Here is a 16,494-nt window from a genome sequence, read left to right on the forward strand (position 1 = left end):
GGGCGGCATTACGTTCATTGTGGCTCAGCCCTTTTCCAGGTACTGCTCCCTGTCCTCGTCCACCAGAGCGTCCAGAGCCGTACGGAGACCCGGCAGGCGCTCCAGCTCCGGATCGGACGCCACCAGCGCCGTCGCCTCCGCCCTCGCCTCCGCGATGACCTCCTCGTCCTCGATGACCGCGAGGACGCGCAGGGAGGAGCGGGCGCCGGACTGGGCCTGGCCGAGGACGTCGCCCTCGCGGCGCTGTTCGAGGTCGATACGGGAGAGCTCGAAGCCGTCGAGGGTGGCGGCGACGGCGTTCAGCCGCTGGCGGGCCGCGCTGGCCTCGGGCATCTCGGTGACCAGCAGGCACAGGCCGGGGGCCGATCCCCGGCCGACGCGGCCGCGGAGCTGGTGGAGCTGGGAGACGCCGAAGCGGTCGGCGTCCATGATGACCATCACCGTGGCGTTCGGGACGTTCACCCCGACCTCGATGACCGTGGTGGCGACCAGGACGTCCGTCTCGCCGGCCGCGAAGCGGCGCATCACCGCGTCCTTGTCGTCGGGGTTCATACGGCCGTGGAGGACCTCCACCTTCAGGCCCTGGAGGGGGCCGCGGCCCAGCTGGTCGGCGACGTCCAGGACCGCGAGCGGCGGGCGCTTCTCCGCCTCGTCCTCGGGCGACTTCTGCTTGGCCTTCCCGGGGTCGTCCTCCTCGTCGCCGATGCGGGGGCAGACGACGTACGCCTGGTGACCGGCTGCGACCTCCTCGCGGACCCGCTCCCAGGCGCGGGCGAGGAAGTGCGGCTTGTCGGCGGCCGGGACGACATGGCTGGCGATCGGGGAGCGGCCGGCGGGGAGCTGGTCGAGGACCGAGGTCTCCAGGTCGCCGAAGACCGTCATGGCGACCGTGCGCGGGATCGGGGTGGCCGTCATGACCAGCAGGTGCGGGGGCTGTTTGCCCTTGCCGCGCAGGGCGTCGCGCTGCTCGACGCCGAAGCGGTGCTGTTCGTCGACCACGACCAGGCCGAGGTCGTGGAACTGGACCTTGTCCTCGATCAGGGCGTGCGTGCCGATGACGATGCCGGCCTCGCCGGTGACCAGGTCGAGCAGGGCCTGGCGGCGGGCGGCGGCGCCCATGGAGCCGGTGAGCAGCACGACCTTGGTGGCGTGCTCGGCGCCGCCCAGCATGCCGCCCTCCCGTCGCCCACCACCACCCTTCTGCGGAGGCGCTTCGCGCCACAGCCCCCAACTGGCCAGCTCGCCCATCATCTCGGTGACCGAGCGGTGGTGCTGCTGGGCGAGCACCTCGGTGGGCGCGAGCATGGCCGCCTGCCCGCCCGCGTCGACGACGGCGAGCATGGCGCGCAGGGCGACCATGGTGTTGTGGGTGACCGTGAAGTGGTCGGTGACGTACGCGTGGCTCGGGTGGGCGACGCTGATGCACTGGACCGGCTTTCGTCCCACGTACTCGACTGAGCGGACTCCGCGTCGGAAGGTGTTGTACTTCGGCCGGGGACCTACCTGTTCAGCCTTGCGCGTAAGCCTGAACGGGGCATAGGCATCGGGCAGGGAAACGGAGACATTGAACGCAGCCCGCTCCGGCAGGATCCGCGCCCGGCCTCCCAGGGAGCGCACCAGCCATGCGACATCGTCCGCGAGCCTGCGCGAGGCGGAGCAGAACGAGGCGCTGAAGCCGCCCGTATGGACGGTCCCATCAGTGTCCATGAGCCCCTGGAGTACAGCATGACGGTTCTTGATCGACGTGTTCTTGAACATGTCAGGAACGAACTTGTCGTGTGATGTCAGATCCCACAGACCCAGATCGCGCAGGGCTTGGATCACTGGATTTCGCGCCCCGCCGACACGTTGCGCGAGCTGGATCGTGTAGTCGCAACGGGAGCCCTGCACTGGCACCAACCGGCATTCTGGCGCCACGGCGGCCGCCACGGCATCCCGGATCTCGTCATCGATAGTGGACAGGCGCAAGTTGTGGCGGAAGGAGCCGTCCCCTAGGAGAAGGCCGAAAAGGTAAGGATCCATCGGCAGCGCCGAGTCGTCTCCGAGGTCGACGGGGGCTGCGGCCGGAATGTACCACTTCGAGGATCCGTTGGCCTTGAACGTGTCCAGGCGGATCTCCCGAGTGGTCATGACCTTGGGCGGCTGACCCCGATGCCACCCGCAGCTCGTGCCGACGATCCAGAGATGTTCGTCGTCGCACTCCACGGAACTTCCGTCCGAAAGGATCAGACGCCAGACGTCGCGTTCTCCTTGCGGGAAGAGGCCGTCGATCAGGGCGACCTCCCCGTCCGGCACGATGACCTCGTCCCCTGTCTTCAAGTCGCCCATGCGACGGAAACCAACAGGGGTGAGGACGAGCGAGTCCAGCGGCTGGGCCTTGCCCGAGCCGACCTCGCCCTGCAGCAACCGGTGCATCGGATGCTCGGTCGCGAGGTCGTCGAAGATCTCCTTGGAGACCTTCTGCTGGCCCTCGGTGAGGGTGAAGGGCAGGCGGTCGTCGAAGGCCGTGAGGAGGCCGTCGGGCCTGGGTGTGCGGGGGACGGCGGGAAGCTGGGTGTCCGCGTGGCGGCGGCGGGCCAGGGCGACCTGCAGGACGAAGGCCTCGTCCCACTTCAGGCGGGCGCGGGCGTCGGCGATGTCGGCCTTCGTGTGCGGGCGGTGGATCTTGAGCAGGGCCTCGGGGAGCGGGACCAGGCCACGGCCCTCGCGCAGGGACGGCGGCAGCGGGTCGAGGGCCTCCTGGGCGGTGGGCAGCACCGTCTGGACCGCCTTGCCGATCTTCCAGGACTCCAGTTTGGCGGTGGCCGGGTAGATGGGGATCAGCGCGCCGGCCCAGCTCTCCACGGCTTCCTCGCTGTCGCCGCGCAGCAACTCATAGGCCGGATGGGCCAGTTGGAGGCGACGGTTGAAGACCGAGACCTTGCCGGCGAACATCGCGCGGGTGCCCGGCAGCAGCTCCTTGTGGGGCTTGTGCACGCCGTTGCCGAAGAAGACCAGCTGGAGCCGGCCGCTGCCGTCGGTGATCGTGACCTCCAGGCGCTGGCCCTTGCCGCGGGGTGCCTTGGCGGAGGCGAAGGTGTGCAGGCGCGCGTCGGCGACCTGGGCGACCACCGTGACGTGCTCGTCCATGGGGAGGTCGGCGAGCTGGGTGAGCTGGCCGCGCTCCTCGTATCTGCGCGGGTAGTGGTGGAGGAGGTCGCCGACGGTGTGCAGGCCGAGGTGCTCGGCCATCACCTTCGCGGTGGCGGGGCCGAGCACCGACTTCAGGGGCTGCTTCAGTGGTTCTTGCAGTGCGGGCACGAGATCCATTGCACACCACGTCACTGACAATGCCGGGAAAACCCTGGTCAGCCGGGCTGTTCGGCCCTAGGATGGCGCGCTCCGGCCATCCCCCGCGGTCACCGCCCCGCCGGGACCGCCCGACCCCGCGCCGCATGCCTCCCCCTCCGGCGCAGTGACGATGGACTCGCAGACCTCACAGTCATCCCAGCCATCCCCATCACCTCACCGACCTCACACGTTCCAGGTCGACCTGCGCGGTCTGGTGGACCTGCTGTCCCATCACCTCTACTCGAGCCCCAAGGTCTATCTGCGCGAGCTGCTGCAGAACGCCGTCGACGCCATCACGGCACGGCGGAGTGCGGAGCCCGACGCCCCGGCCCGCGTGCGGCTGTACGCCGACGGCGGCGGCCTGCGGGTGGAGGACAGCGGGATCGGGCTCACCGAGGCGGACGTGCACGAGCTGCTGGCCACCATCGGGCGCAGCTCCAAGCGGGCCGAGGGCCTGCAGGAGGCCCGCTCGGACTTCCTCGGCCAGTTCGGCATCGGCCTGCTGGCCTGCTTCGTGGTCGCCGAGCGGATCCGGGTGGTCAGCCGCAGCGCCCGTACGCCCGGCGCACCACCGGTGGAGTGGACGGCGTGCGACGACGGCTCGTACACCGTGCGGACCCTGCCCCACTCCGCGCGGCCCGAGCCCGGTACGACCGTCCACCTGACCGCCCGGCCCGGGGCGGCCGAGTGGCTGGCGCCGGAACGGGTCCTGGCCCTGGCCCGCGACGTCGGTGCGCTGCTGCCCTACGACGTCCGGGTGGGCGAGGAGCCGGTCACCGATCTGCCCGCGCCCTGGGACCGGCCGTATCCGAGCCCGTCGAGCCGGAGGGTGGCACTGGCCCGGCACTGCCACGAGCTGTTCGGGTTCGCGCCGCTGGACTCGATCGACCTGGACGTGCCGCTGGCCGGGATCCGCGGGGTGGCGTACGTGCTGCCGGCGGCCGTGAGCCCGGCCCAGCGGGCGAGGCACCGGGTGCACCTGAAGGGCATGTTGCTGACCGAGCAAGCCGAACAGCTGCTGCCCGACTGGGCGTTCTTCGTGCGCTGTGTGCTGGACACCGACAGTCTGCGGCCCACGGCCTCGCGCGAGTCGCTGTACGAGGACGAGACGCTGGCCGCCGTACGGGAGGCGCTCGGCGAAAGGATCCGGTCCTGGCTCACGGGGCTGGCCGCCGGTGATCCGGAGCGGCTCGCGGCCTTCCTCGCCGTGCACCACCTGGGGGTGAAGTCCCTCGCCCGGCACGATCGCGACATGCTGCGCACGATGCTGCCCTGGCTGCCGTTCGAGACGACCGACGGGCAGCTGTCCCTGGAGGAGTTCGCGCAGCGGCACCCGGTGGTGCACTTCACGCGGACCGTCGAGGAGTACCGGCAGGTCGCGCCGATCGCCTCCGCGCAGGGCGTCGGCGTGGTCAACGGCGGCTACACGTACGACGGCGACCTGGTCGAGGCGCTGCCGTCGGTGCGGCCGGGCACGGTGGTCGCCGAGCTGGACGCGGACACCGTGACCGCGCACCTGGACGCGGTCGATGCGGACGAGGAGCTGGCCCTGTCCGGCTTCCTGGCGGCCGCGCGGGCGAAACTCGACCCCCTGGGCTGCGATGTCGTCCTGCGGGCCTTCCACCCGCTGTCGGTGCCCGCGCTGCACCTGGACGACCGTTCCGCGCGGCACGAGCAGGCCCGCGCGGCGGCCGAGGAGCGGGCCGACGACCTGTGGGCGGGCATCCTCGGCTCGCTGCGCGGCAGCGCGCCACGCGCGCGTCTGGTCCTCAACCATCTCAACCCGCTGGTGCGCAGGATCAGTTCGCTCAAGGATGCGGAGCTGATCGGCACGGCGACCGAGTCGCTGTACGGGCAGGCCCTGCTGATGGCGCAGCGCCCGCTCAGGCCGGCGGACTCGGCGCTGCTGAACCGGGCGTTCATCGGCCTGCTGGAATGGGCCACACACGGGGAGAACGGCGACTGATGGGTGAGATCACGGACTTCGACGCGCTGCGCCGGGCGATGGCGGAGAACTCCGGGCAGCCGGAGGGCCCGGCCCGCAACGCCCGCGCGGAGCAGTTGCTGGCCGAGGCGGAGGGCCTCGGCATCCCGCTGGCCGTCATCGAGGCGCTCGGGCACCAGCTGAAGGTGTACAACTACAGCTCCGAGAAGGACAAGATGTTCGTCCCGTTCGCGCGGCTGCTGCGCATGTGGGACGAACGACCCGAGGACTTCGACGCGTACGAGGCGCACTCGCTGCACTGGGTCTTCAAGTGGGTGTCGGCGGGCATGCTGGACCAGCCGCACGTCCCGCTCGCCTCGATCGAGAAGTGGCTCGGCGAGATGGAGCACCGCTACCGGCTCGCCGGTTACTCCGAACGGGCCGTGCGCGGCGCCGAGTTCAGTGTGGCCGCGCACATCGGGGACCTGGCGCGTGCGGAGCGGGCGTACGCGGCGTGGCTCGCCGCGGACCGGGACGCGATGGCCGACTGTCACGCGTGCGAGCTGCACAGGCAGGGCGAGTGGCAGGTCCAGCGCGGCCGGGACGCGGAGGCCCTGGAGCTGTGGCGGCCGGTGCTGGAAGGTGAGTTCACCTGCGCGCACGAACCGCACACCGTGCTGGCCTCCTCGCTGGCCCCGCTGCTGCGCCTGGGGCGCCTCGACGAGGCCCGCGCGAACCATCTGCGGGGCTTGCGGCTCGTCCGCCCGATGGAGTCGATGCGCGGCGCGTACGCCGACCATGTGGAGTTCTGCGCGCTGACCGGGAACGAGGCACGCGCGCTGGAGCTGCTCGCGGAGCGCCCCGCCTACTTCACGGACACCGGGCATCCGCGCAGCCGGCTGGACTTCATGGCCGTGGTGACGCTGCTGATGGACCGGCTGACCGAGCTGGGCCTCGGCGGGCAGCGGGTGCCGGGGCCGGCCGGGCGGACCTGGACGGCGGGCGAACTCGCCGCCCACGCGCGCGTGGAGGCGCTGGACCTGGCCGAGCGGTTCGACCGGCGCAACGGCACGTCGTACGTCGGCGACCGGGCACGCGCGCGTATGGCCCGGCGGCCGCTGGTGGAGCGCCTGCCGCTGGGCGTGCGCTCGCGCCCCGCGCCGGCCGCGGTGGTCGCGCCCCCGCCGCCGGAGGTGCCCGACGCGCCTGACCTGGCGGCCCTGCTCGCCGAGGCGCGGCGGCTGTCGGACACGCTGCAGCCGCACGCCCCGGAGGCCTGGGCGGCCGTCGCGCGGGCGGCGGGCGAAACGGAACTGGAGCCGCGCGACCGCGCGGAGCTCGCCGACCACGAGGCGATGTCCCGCGGCCCGGCGGGCATCGAGCTGTTCGAGCAGGCAGCCGCCCTCTATGCGGAGGCGGGCGACGCCGGCGAGGCCCTGGCGGCACGCGCGCGTGGCGCGTACGTCCGCGCCCTGACGGGCGAGGTGGACGTGGCCCTGGAGACGGCCACCGCCCTGTACGACGAGGTCCTGGCGTTGTACGCCGAGGAGTCCACCGGCGTACGGCAGACGGCGTCTGTGCTGATGAGCCGGGCCCGGATCCTGATGCGGTGCGTGCACGAGGGGGCACCGGTCCTAAAGACACCGGCCGAAGACAGCCCCGCACCTTCGGTGGGCTCGGGCGAGACGGAACGCGAAGGCCTGCTGCCGGACGGCACACACCCCGACGACGGCGTGGCAGGTGGGGCCGCCTCCGGCGAGGAGGCCGGGCGTCGGGCGGGGGCCGGGGACGCCGTGGCGCCCGGGGTTGTGCCGGGGCGGGTGCGGGATGTTCTGGTGCGGGCCGAGCAGGCCGTGCGTGAGGTGCTGGCGCTGGTCGACGGGCGGACCGGGGGCGAGGTGCGGCTGGCCGCCCGGGCCGCGGAGGCGCGGGCCATGCTCGCCGAGCTCGCCGGGCTGCGCGGGGACGCCGGGCGGGCCGCGGAGCTGTTCCGGCGGGCGGCCGACGGGTACGTGGACGCCGGGCTGCCGTGGTTCGCCGTGGAGTACGAGGCGCAGGTCGCCGCACTGGCCCATCAGGCCGGTGACCCGGCCGGGGCCGAGCGGGCGCTGCGGGCCGCGCTGGAGCACGGCGGGCCGTACGTGGAGCCGGTCGGGAGGGCCCAGCTGCATCTGCAGCTCGCCGAGGTCGTCGGCGCCCGGGGCGAGGTCGTCGAGGCGGCCGAGCACGCGCTTCAGGCGGCGCACTGGGCCGACGAGGCGGGCGAGAGCGGCACGCTGGGTGCCTGGGCGCGGCAGCAGCTGGGCGGGTTCCTGCTGGGGCAGGGACGGTACGCCGAGGCCGCCGAGGTGCTGGAGTCGGCGCTGGCCGACCTGTCCGCCAAGACGCACGGGGACGGGGCCGTCGTACAGGCGCGGTGGTGGCTCGGCGACTGCCTGAGCGAGCTGGGCGATCACCGCGCGGCCGCCGAACAGCGGCTGCGGGCGGCCGAGACCGCCCGGCACTGGCCCGAGCAGCAGGACCACGCCACGCTCGCCCACCTCGCCGCCGAGTCCCTGAGCACGGCCGGCCTGCTTCAAGAGGCGGACGAGGCGTACACGCGCGCGGGCGGACTGTGGCGCGCGCTGGGCAACCCGGCCTTCCTCGTCCGCTCGCTGCGCGCCCGCGGCTGGCTCGCGCTGCGCGGGGAGGGCGGCGCGGAGGGCGGCCGGGAGCTGATGACCGAGGCGGTGCGGGAGTGCGAGCGCGCGCTTCGGGCCGCGGCCGACCCGGTGTCCCGGGAACAGCTCACGGCCGAACTCGCTCACACGCACCGCCAGTTCGGGGATCTGCTGGCCCGCTCGGCGGACGAGGAGGTCGAAGACGGCGCGATCCAGGCCGGGTTCGAGGCGGCGCTGGTCCAGATGGAGCGGGCGGCCGTGCTGTTCGACGCCCTGGGCGCGGACGGGCTGCACGACCGTACCGGTGCCGAACTCGCCGCCGGCCGGCTTCAGGCCGGCCTCGGCCGGGCCGCTGAGGCGGCGGCACGCGCGCGCGGCGTACTCGCCGCCTACGAGGGGGCCGGCGACACGGACGACACCGTCCGGGCGCGTCGCGCGGAAGCCATCCGGATGCTCGACGAGCCTCAGCCGTGAGGCCCGGGCCCTCTCCCGGAGCTCACTCCACGCCGATGAGCAGCAGGGTCCCCTGCCGGCCGCCCCGGTACACGACCGTGTCCACGGCGAGGTAGGACTCCCGTACGCGGGACTGGAGATGCTCGGCGACGGCCTCGGGGGCCTCGTCGCCGACGACGAGGGTGACCAGCTCGCCGCCGGCCTGGAGCATGCGGTCCAGGACGGTCGCGGCGGTGGCGGTGACCTCCTCGCCGATCACCGCCACATCGCCGTCGATCAGCCCGAGCACGTCCCCGGCCTGGCAGATGCCGGCCGTCGTCCAGGACTGGCGTTCGGCGACGACGACCTCGGCGTACCGGGTGGCGCCCGCCGCCGCCGTCATCTGGACCACGTCCTCGTCGAACCGGCGCCCCGGCTCGTGCACGGCGAGCGCGGCGATGCCCTGGACCGCCGAGCGGGTCGGGATCAGGGCCACCCGGATGCCCTCGGCGCGGGCCTGCTCGGCGGCCGCCGCGGCCGTGTGGCGCAGTTCGGCGTCGTTGGGCAGCAGGACGACCTCGCGTGCGTGGGCACGCCGCAGCGCCTGCACCAGCTCCCCGCTGGCGGGCGGCTCCCCGGGGCGCGCGAGCACGGTCGTGGCGCCCGCCTCGGTGTACAGCCCGGCCAGGCCCTCGCCCGGTACGACGGCCACGACGGCTCGCTGGGCGCGCTCGCGCGGGGGCCGCCCGCCGCCCGTGTGGACGTCCCCGAGCCCGAAGTGGGTGATCCGGATCCGGTACGGCCGCCCGGCCTCCACGCCCGCCTCCACGGCGGCGCCCGCGTCGTCGACGTGCACATGGACGTTCCACAGCCCGTCGCCGCCGACCACGACCAGGGAGTCGCCGAGCGCGTCGAGGCGTTCCCGGAGCCGGGCCACCGCCGTGTCGCCGGCCTCCAGGAGATAGATCACCTCGTAGGCGGGACCGCCGTCCTCCGCGCCCTCGGCACACAGGTCCGCATCGGAGATGTCCTCCACGCGCGCGTGCCCGCCGGAAACCGCGTCCGAAGCCCCCGGTGCCTCCCGCATCCCCGGCACCTCGCGCACCGCCTCCCCCGTGAACGCCTCCACCAGCGCCGCCAGCACCGCCACGAGCCCCCGTCCGCCCGCGTCGACCACCCCCGCCCGGCCGAGTACGGGCAGCTGGCCCGGAGTGGCGGCCAGAGCCTTCCGCGCGCCCTCGTAGGCCGCCCGCGCGACCGTGCCGCAGTCGCCCTCGGCCTCCTCGGCGGCCTCGGCGGCGGCCGAGGCGACGGTCAGCACCGTGCCCTCGACGGGGTGGGCGACGGCCTGCCGGGCGGAGTCGGCGGCCCGCCGTAGCGCCAGCCGCAGCGCCGCGCCGTCGACGCGGGACGCCGCACCGCCCTCGGCGAGCACCTGCGCCATGCCGCGCAGCAGCTGCGCCAGGATCGTCCCGGAGTTGCCCCGGGCCCCGATCAGCGCCCCGTGGGCCATCGCGCGCACGGCGTCCCCCAGGGAGGGCTCCCCGGCACCCGTCTCGTACCCGGCGAACACCGCCTCCACGGCCGTGGCCGCCGATTCCAGGGTGAGGTAGAGATTCGTTCCGGTGTCGCCGTCGGCCACCGGATAGACGTTGATCGCGTCGATCTCCTCGCGCGCGCGCCCGAGCGCTGTGAGCGCCAGACCGCACCAGGTGCGCACCGCGAGAGCATCGAGGAATGTCTGCGGCACCTGCGCCACCTGCGCCTCCCTGACCTGCTGGCTGGACGTGGACGCAGCGTAGACCCCGAAGTGGTGTCCACCGGAAGAGGGCCGGAAGCGGTGCCCTGAGCTGCCATGGTAGTTTCGTTCTACGGGCGCAGCCGTTGTATGCTGCTCCGGTTGCCCGATCCTGATCGGGCCGTTCCCCTGGCAACGCCACTCAAGATCTCAGATCTTAGGATCTCGATCCCGGCATGCCGGGATTAACCGTAAGTGCATCTGAAGTCTTTGGAGTGACCCGTGGCTGCCAACTGCGACGTCTGCGGCAAGGGGCCGGGCTTCGGCAACAACATCTCGCACTCGCACCGCCGTACGTCCCGCCGCTGGAACCCGAACATCCAGCGTGTGCGTACCGTGGTCGGCGGGACGCCGAAGCGCGTGAACGCTTGCACCTCGTGCATCAAGGCCGGCAAGGTCTCGCGCTGACGCTACAGCTGAGCGCGCGGCCACTGCCTGGTTCGCTGCACTGAGCCGGTCCACCCGAGGGTGGGCCGGCTTTTTGCCGTACCCGCGCGAGATCAGCGCCTGAACCGCCAGCCGTGATCCACCGGGCCGATACCAGCGCCCAGCGCGAACCCGGCCGCGATGGCCCCCGTGACGTACTCCTTGGCCTGCGTGACCGCCTCCGGCACGCTTCTGCCCTTCGCCAGCCCCGAGGCGACGGCTGAGGCCAGTGTGCAGCCGGTGCCGTGGGTGTGCCGGTTGTCGTGGCGGGGCGCGCGCAGCCGGTACTCGGCGACACCGTCCGTGAGCAGGTCCACGGCCTCGCCCGCCAGGTGCCCGCCCTTGATCAGCACCCACCGCGGCCCGTACTCCAGCACGGCGTCCGCGGCCCGCCGCAGATCGTCCTCGGACTCGACCGGCACCCCCGTGAGTTGAGCCACCTCGTCGAGGTTCGGGGTGGCGACCGTGGCCGCCGGGAGCAGCTTCGTCCGTACGGAGTCCAGCGCGGACGCGGCCAGCAGCGGATCCCCGTGCTTGGAGACGCCCACCGGGTCCACGACGGCCGGCGCGTCCGTGCCGGAGATCAACTCGGCGACCGCCTCGACCAGTTCCGCCGAGGCCAGCATGCCGGTCTTCACGGCCTGGACGCCGATGTCGTCCACGACGCTGCGGTACTGGGCCCGCACCGCCTCCACGGGCAGCTCCCAGGCGCCCTGCACGCCCAGCGAGTTCTGCGCGGTCACCGCCGTGATCACGCTCATCCCGTGCACACCGAGCGCCAGCATCGTCTTCAGGTCGGCCTGGATGCCGGCCCCGCCCCCGGAGTCGGAGCCCGCCACGGTCAGTACGCGCGGGATCATGACTCGATGTCCCCGAAGTGGTCCCAGCCGCCCTTGCTGGTCCAGGGCGCCCCGTCGACGGTCACCTGGGGCAGCGCGGAGGGGTTGAGGACCTCGCCGATGACCTTCCAGCGGGCCGGGAGCTTGGTGTCCGGCGGGAAGGTCGCGACGATCGCGTGGTCCTCTCCCCCGGTCAGCACCCACTGCAGCGGGTCGACGCCGACGGCCTGACCGATGTCGTTCATCTGCGTCGGGATGTCGATCGCGCCCGAGCGGATGTCGATGCGGACCTTGCTCGCCTCGGCGATGTGCCCGAGGTCGGCGATCAGCCCGTCGCTCACGTCGCACATCGCGGTCGCGCCGAGCCCCGCGGCGGCCGGACCCGCGTGGTACGGCGGCTCCGGGCGGCGGTGGGCCTCCACGAAGGCGCGTGGGGAGCGGAAACCGCGGGAGAGGACGGCGTAACCGGCCGCGGACCAGCCCAGCCAGCCGGTGACGGCGACCAGGTCGCCGGGCTGGGCTCCCGCGCGCGTGACGGGCTCCTGGTTGCGCAGATCACCGAGCGCGGTGATCGACACCATGATCGTGTCGCCGCGCACGACGTCACCGCCGACCACGGAGGCGCCCGCGACCTGGCACTCGTCGCGCAGCCCGTCCATCAGCTCGCTGGGCCAGGTCACCGGGAGTTCGGCCGGGACGACCAGGCCGAGCAGCAGGGCGGTCGGTACGGCGCCCATCGCGGCGATGTCGGCGAGGTTCTGCGCCGCCGCCTTGCGGCCGACGTCGTAGGCCGTGGACCAGTCGCGGCGGAAGTGCCGCCCCTCCAGCAGGATGTCGGTGCTCGCCACCACCCGGCGGTCGGGCGCGGCGACCACCGCGGCGTCGTCGCCGGGGCCGATCCGGACCGCCGGGGTGGTGGTGAGACGGGAGGTGAGCTCCCTGATGAGCCCGAACTCCCCGAGCTCACCAACAGTGCCCTTCATTGCCCTTGCTCCCCTTCTCTGCCATGCCGTGCCCAGTCGCGCGTCATCAGTGTCCCCGATACGGTCGAGGGGACTGTCGATACGGTCCGGATGACCGTAGGAACGGTCTTGCGACCGTCAACTTCCGTCGTGCCTGCACCCTGGCGCGCAAGCCCGGTTCCCGCAGGTCTCCCCGCGGGGAGCGGCGACGCGATACCGTGGCGTTCCTTTTCCCCACATGATCCTCGTGGCCGCCCTGGAGGTTCCGTGGTACAGGCGTACATCCTGATCCAGACGGAGGTCGGCAAGGCGTCGACCGTCGCCGAGACGATCAGCAAGATCCCTGGAGTGATCCAGGCCGAGGACGTGACGGGACCGTACGACGTCATCGTGCGCGCCCAGGCCGACACGGTCGACGACCTCGGTCGCATGGTGGTCGCCAAGGTCCAGCAAGTGGACGGCATCACCCGCACCCTGACCTGTCCGGTCGTGCATCTGTAGCCCCCGTCTACCCTTGGCCGGTGAAGTCTTTCGGTCACCGGCCCTTCGGCCTGCTCGCGCCCGCGCTGCTGATCGCGGTCGCGGGCTGCTCCTCGGCAGACGACAGCGCCACCGTGGCGGTTCCCAGCCCCGACGCGAAGACGGCACCGGTGTGCCGGGAACTGCACCGGGCGCTGCCGCGGAAGCTCGACGGGCGAAGCCGCAACGACCCCGAACCCCGGTCCGCCTACACGGCGGGCTGGGGAAACCCGGCGATCATACTGCGCTGCGGTGTCGCACGGCCGCCGAAGATGATCGATCCCAAGGTGGCCGAGGGCGGTGACCCCGACGCCATCGCGGGCGGGGTGAACGGCGTCGACTGGCTGATGCAGAAGCAGAGCGACGGCACCTGGCGGTTCACCACCGCGGGCCGTGTGGCGTATGTGCAGATCGGTCTGCCGAAGGGGATGTCGGCGCAGGAGGAGGGCACCGCGATCCTCACGGATCTCGCCCCGGCCGTGAAGAAGGCGATCCCCGAGGGGATCGCCTCCATGCGCGGGTGATGCGGCGGTTGCTCAGCGCAGGCCGGTCGAGCGGCGCAGTGCCGCCTGCACCAGGCGGTCGATCAGCTCCGGGTAGCTGACGCCGCTGGCCTGCCACATCTGCGGGTACATCGAGATCGGCGTGAAGCCGGGCAGGGTGTTGATCTCGTTGATCACGAACTCGCCGTCCTCGGTGAGGAAGAAGTCCGCGCGGACCAGTCCCTCGCAGGAGGCCGCCTCGAACGCCTCGACCGCGAGCCGCTGCACCTCGGCGGTCTGCTCCTCGGTGAGCGGCGCCGGGACGATGCCGGGCGTGGAGTCGATGTACTTGGCCTCGAAGTCGTAGTACGCGTGCGCGTCCGGCGGCGGGATCTCGGCCGGGACGGAGGCGCGCGGGCCGTCCTCGAACTCCAGGACGCCGCACTCGATCTCACGGCCCCGCACGGCGGCCTCGATCAGGATCTTCGGGTCGTGCGCCTGAGCGGTGGCGATCGCCTCGTCGAGGCCGGACAGGTCGTCGACCTTGGTGATGCCGATGGACGAGCCCGCGCGGGCGGGCTTCACGAACAGCGGCCAGCCGTGCTCGCCGGCGAAGTCGACGATCTTCTTGCGGGCGGCGGAGGTGTCCCGCTGCCACTCGCGGGGCCGGATCACCACGTACGGGCCGACCTTGAGCCCGTAGGAGGCGAAGATCCGCTTCATGTACTCCTTGTCCTGGCCGACGGCCGAGGCGAGCACACCCGCGCCCACGTACGGCACTCCGGACAGCTCCAGGAGACCCTGCAGGGTGCCGTCCTCGCCGTAGGGGCCGTGCAGCACCGGGAAGACCACGTCGACCTCGCCGAGCGCCTTGGGCACCGAGCCGGGCTCGCTGTAGACGACCTCGCGGTTGGCGGGGTCGACGGGGAGCACCACGCCGCCCTCGTGCGACTCCGCGAGGTCCTCGACCTCGGGGGTGCGGCGGTCGGTGATGGCCATCCGCTCCGGTTCGTCGGCCGTCAGCGCCCAACGGCCGTCCCGGGTGATGCCGATCGGCAGGACGTCGTACTTCGTCCGGTCGATGGCCTTGAGGACGGCGCCGGCGGTGACCACGGAGATCCCGTGTTCGGAGCTGCGCCCGCCGAACACGACGGCCACGCGCGCCTTGCGCGAGGGCTGCTCAGGGCTCTGGGGAAGGTTCTCGGTGCTCATATCGCGTCGAGAGTACCCGTTGGTAGAGCCCGGATACAGCGTCGACCCAGGGGGTTCGCTCAGCGTCGTTCCGGCTTCGCGCTGCGCGACATCAGCTCCTTGACGGCGACCACCGGGGACTTGCCCTCGTGGACGATGGCGACGACCGTCTCGGTGATGGGCATGTCGACGCCGTGCCTGCGGGCCAGATCCAGCACGGACTCGCAGGACTTGACGCCCTCGGCGGTCTGCTTGGTGACCGCGATGGTCTCCTCGAGGGTCATGCCCTTGCCGAGGTTGGTGCCGAAGGTGTGGTTGCGGGACAGCGGCGAGGAGCAGGTCGCCACCAGGTCGCCGAGGCCCGCGAGCCCGGAGAAGGTCAGCGGGTCGGCGCCGAGCGCGACGCCGAGCCGCGCGGTCTCGGCGAGGCCCCGGGTGATGAGCGAGCCCTTGGCGTTGTCGCCGAGCCCCATGCCGTCCGCGATGCCGACGGCGAGCCCGATGACGTTCTTCACGGCACCGCCCAGCTCGCAGCCCACCACGTCGGTTTCCGTGTACGGCCGGAAGTACGGCGTGTGGCAGGCGGCCTGGAGGCGCTGGGCGACGGAGACGTCGGTGCAGGCGACGACGGCGGCGGCCGGCATGCGGGCGGCGATCTCCCGGGCCAGGTTGGGCCCGGTGACGACCGCGATGCGGTCGGCGCCGACCTTGCCGACGTCGTCGATGACCTCGCTCATCCGCATGGCGGAGCCGAGTTCGACGCCCTTCATCAGGGAGACGAGCACGGTGTCCGGGGCGAGCAGCGGGGTCCACTCGGCGAGGTTGGCGCGCAGCGTCTGGGAGGGGACGGACAGGACCGTGAAGTCCGCGCCGGCCAGGGCCTCGGCGGGGTCGGTCGTCGCCCGTACGTTCTCCGGGAGTTCGACACCCGGCAGGTAGTCGGGGTTGGTGCGGGTGGTGTTGATCGCCTCCGCGACCTCCGCGCGCCGGGCCCACAGGGTGACCTCGCACCCGGCGTCGGCGAGCACGATGGAGAACGCCGTGCCCCACGAACCGGCGCTGAAGACCGCCGCCTTTACCGCCTTGCTCACTTGCTCTGCCCCTCCGGTTCCGCGCTCTGCGTCTGTGCCTGGGTGCGGCGCCGCTGTTCGATGCGCTCGCGACGCGGGTCGTAGGGCGTCTCGGGCGCCTTCTCGCCGCGGATCTCCTCCAGCTGGCGGGTGATGGCCGCCATGATGACCTCGGTGGCCTCCTTGAGCAGGTCCGGGGTCATCTCCTTGTCGTAGAAGCGCGAGAGGTCCACGGGCGGGCCCGCGAGCACGTGATGGGTCTTGCGCGGGAAGAGGTTCGGCTTCTTGGCGTACGGCGGCAGCAGTTCGTTGGCGCCCCACTGGGCGACCGGGATGACCGGGCACTTGGTCTGCAGGGCGACGCGGGCGGCACCGGTCTTGCCGGTCATGGGCCAGCCGTTCGGGTCGCGCGTGAGGGTGCCCTCGGGGTAGAAGGCGACGCACTCGCCGCGCTCCACGGCGTCGATCGCGGCCCGGAAGGCGCTGAGCGCGTCCGTGGACTCGCGGTAGACGGGGATCTGCCCGGTGCCGCGCATGGCGGCGCCGACGAATCCCTTCTTGAAAAGTCCGCTCTTCGCCAGGAATCGCGGAACCCGTCCGGTGTTGTACTGATAGTGCGCGTACGCGAAGGGATCCACGTGGGAATTGTGGTTCACCACGGTGATAAATCCGCCCTCGGCCGGAATGTGCTCCATTCCGTGCCAGTCCCGCTTGATCAGAACCACCAGCGGCGGTTTGCAGAGCACCGCGGCGAAGCGGTACCAGAAGCCGATTCTGCGGCGGGGCACACCGACACCTTCCTCTAGGGGCTGCCACCCCGGCGGGGGCCGCACGATTGTCGCCCCGGGCCGCCGGTCTGTC

12 protein-coding genes are annotated in these 16,494 nt (G+C 72.4%); 5 read left to right on the forward strand and 7 right to left on the reverse strand.

All coding sequences use genetic code 11. The annotated features are described in order from the left end of the window. Nucleotides 1-24 precede the first annotated feature (24 nt). Nucleotides 25-3,309: a helicase-related protein gene (locus ACWC2T_RS16415; RefSeq protein ID WP_450671032.1), complete on the reverse strand. Its 3,285-nt coding sequence runs from the start codon at nt 3,307-3,309 to the stop codon at nt 25-27. Between the two features lie 151 nt (nt 3,310-3,460). Between ACWC2T_RS16415 and ACWC2T_RS16420 the strand changes: the two genes are divergently transcribed. Both ACWC2T_RS16420 and ACWC2T_RS16425 read left to right on the forward strand, forming a co-directional pair. Beyond that, nucleotides 3,461-5,296, forward strand: coding sequence for an HSP90 family protein (locus ACWC2T_RS16420; RefSeq protein ID WP_450671033.1), 1,836 nt, complete (start codon nt 3,461-3,463; stop codon nt 5,294-5,296). Continuing rightward, nucleotides 5,296-8,388 (forward strand): tetratricopeptide repeat protein, encoded by a 3,093-nt coding sequence (locus tag ACWC2T_RS16425; protein ID WP_450671034.1) that lies wholly within the window; start codon nt 5,296-5,298, stop codon nt 8,386-8,388. Before ACWC2T_RS16420 ends, ACWC2T_RS16425 begins: the two co-directional genes overlap by 1 nt. Before the next feature lie 22 nt (nt 8,389-8,410). On the opposite strand, the gene ACWC2T_RS16430 is transcribed toward ACWC2T_RS16425, so the two are convergent. Next, the gene (locus ACWC2T_RS16430; RefSeq protein ID WP_450671035.1) at nt 8,411-10,105 is read right to left on the reverse strand and encodes a DAK2 domain-containing protein; all 1,695 of its coding nucleotides are present in this window, start codon (nt 10,103-10,105) and stop codon (nt 8,411-8,413) included. A 261-nt stretch (nt 10,106-10,366) separates the two neighbouring features. On the opposite strand from ACWC2T_RS16430, the gene rpmB reads away from it, so the two are divergent. Then, nucleotides 10,367-10,552, forward strand: a complete 186-nt coding sequence (gene rpmB, locus ACWC2T_RS16435) for a 50S ribosomal protein L28 (RefSeq protein WP_003993230.1) — start codon at nt 10,367-10,369, stop codon at nt 10,550-10,552. Between the two features lie 92 nt (nt 10,553-10,644). Here rpmB and thiD read toward each other — a convergent pair whose 3' ends face one another. Both thiD and ACWC2T_RS16445 read right to left on the reverse strand, forming a co-directional pair. After that, the gene (gene thiD, locus ACWC2T_RS16440; RefSeq protein WP_450671036.1) at nt 10,645-11,430 is read right to left on the reverse strand and encodes a bifunctional hydroxymethylpyrimidine kinase/phosphomethylpyrimidine kinase; all 786 of its coding nucleotides are present in this window, start codon (nt 11,428-11,430) and stop codon (nt 10,645-10,647) included. Then, nucleotides 11,427-12,392: a thiamine-phosphate kinase gene (locus ACWC2T_RS16445; RefSeq protein ID WP_208898615.1), complete on the reverse strand. Its 966-nt coding sequence runs from the start codon at nt 12,390-12,392 to the stop codon at nt 11,427-11,429. The genes thiD and ACWC2T_RS16445 overlap by 4 nt, the downstream gene beginning before the upstream one ends. Before the next feature lie 246 nt (nt 12,393-12,638). On the opposite strand from ACWC2T_RS16445, the gene ACWC2T_RS16450 reads away from it, so the two are divergent. Together ACWC2T_RS16450 and ACWC2T_RS16455 are read left to right on the forward strand one after the other, a co-directional pair. Then, entirely contained in the window at nt 12,639-12,872 is a 234-nt protein-coding gene (locus ACWC2T_RS16450) for an Lrp/AsnC family transcriptional regulator (protein ID WP_003997603.1), read from the forward strand. A 20-nt stretch (nt 12,873-12,892) separates the two neighbouring features. Further along, entirely contained in the window at nt 12,893-13,414 is a 522-nt protein-coding gene (locus ACWC2T_RS16455) for a DUF3515 domain-containing protein (RefSeq protein ID WP_450671037.1), read from the forward strand. Between the two features lie 12 nt (nt 13,415-13,426). Here the strand turns inward: ACWC2T_RS16455 and ACWC2T_RS16460 are convergent, their stop codons facing one another. The 3 genes from ACWC2T_RS16460 to ACWC2T_RS16470 are packed head-to-tail and all read right to left on the reverse strand — an operon-like array spanning nt 13,427 to nt 16,421. Then, nucleotides 13,427-14,584, reverse strand: a complete 1,158-nt coding sequence (locus ACWC2T_RS16460; protein ID WP_450671038.1) for a D-alanine--D-alanine ligase family protein — start codon at nt 14,582-14,584, stop codon at nt 13,427-13,429. Between the two features lie 59 nt (nt 14,585-14,643). Continuing rightward, nucleotides 14,644-15,654, reverse strand: a complete 1,011-nt coding sequence (locus tag ACWC2T_RS16465) for an NAD(P)H-dependent glycerol-3-phosphate dehydrogenase (RefSeq protein ID WP_450671039.1) — start codon at nt 15,652-15,654, stop codon at nt 14,644-14,646. Then, nucleotides 15,651-16,421: a lysophospholipid acyltransferase family protein gene (locus tag ACWC2T_RS16470; RefSeq protein WP_450671040.1), complete on the reverse strand. Its 771-nt coding sequence runs from the start codon at nt 16,419-16,421 to the stop codon at nt 15,651-15,653. The genes ACWC2T_RS16465 and ACWC2T_RS16470 overlap by 4 nt, the downstream gene beginning before the upstream one ends. Between the last annotated feature and the right edge of the window lie 73 nt (nt 16,422-16,494).

This window comes from Streptomyces sp. NPDC001393 (assembly GCF_053597455.1).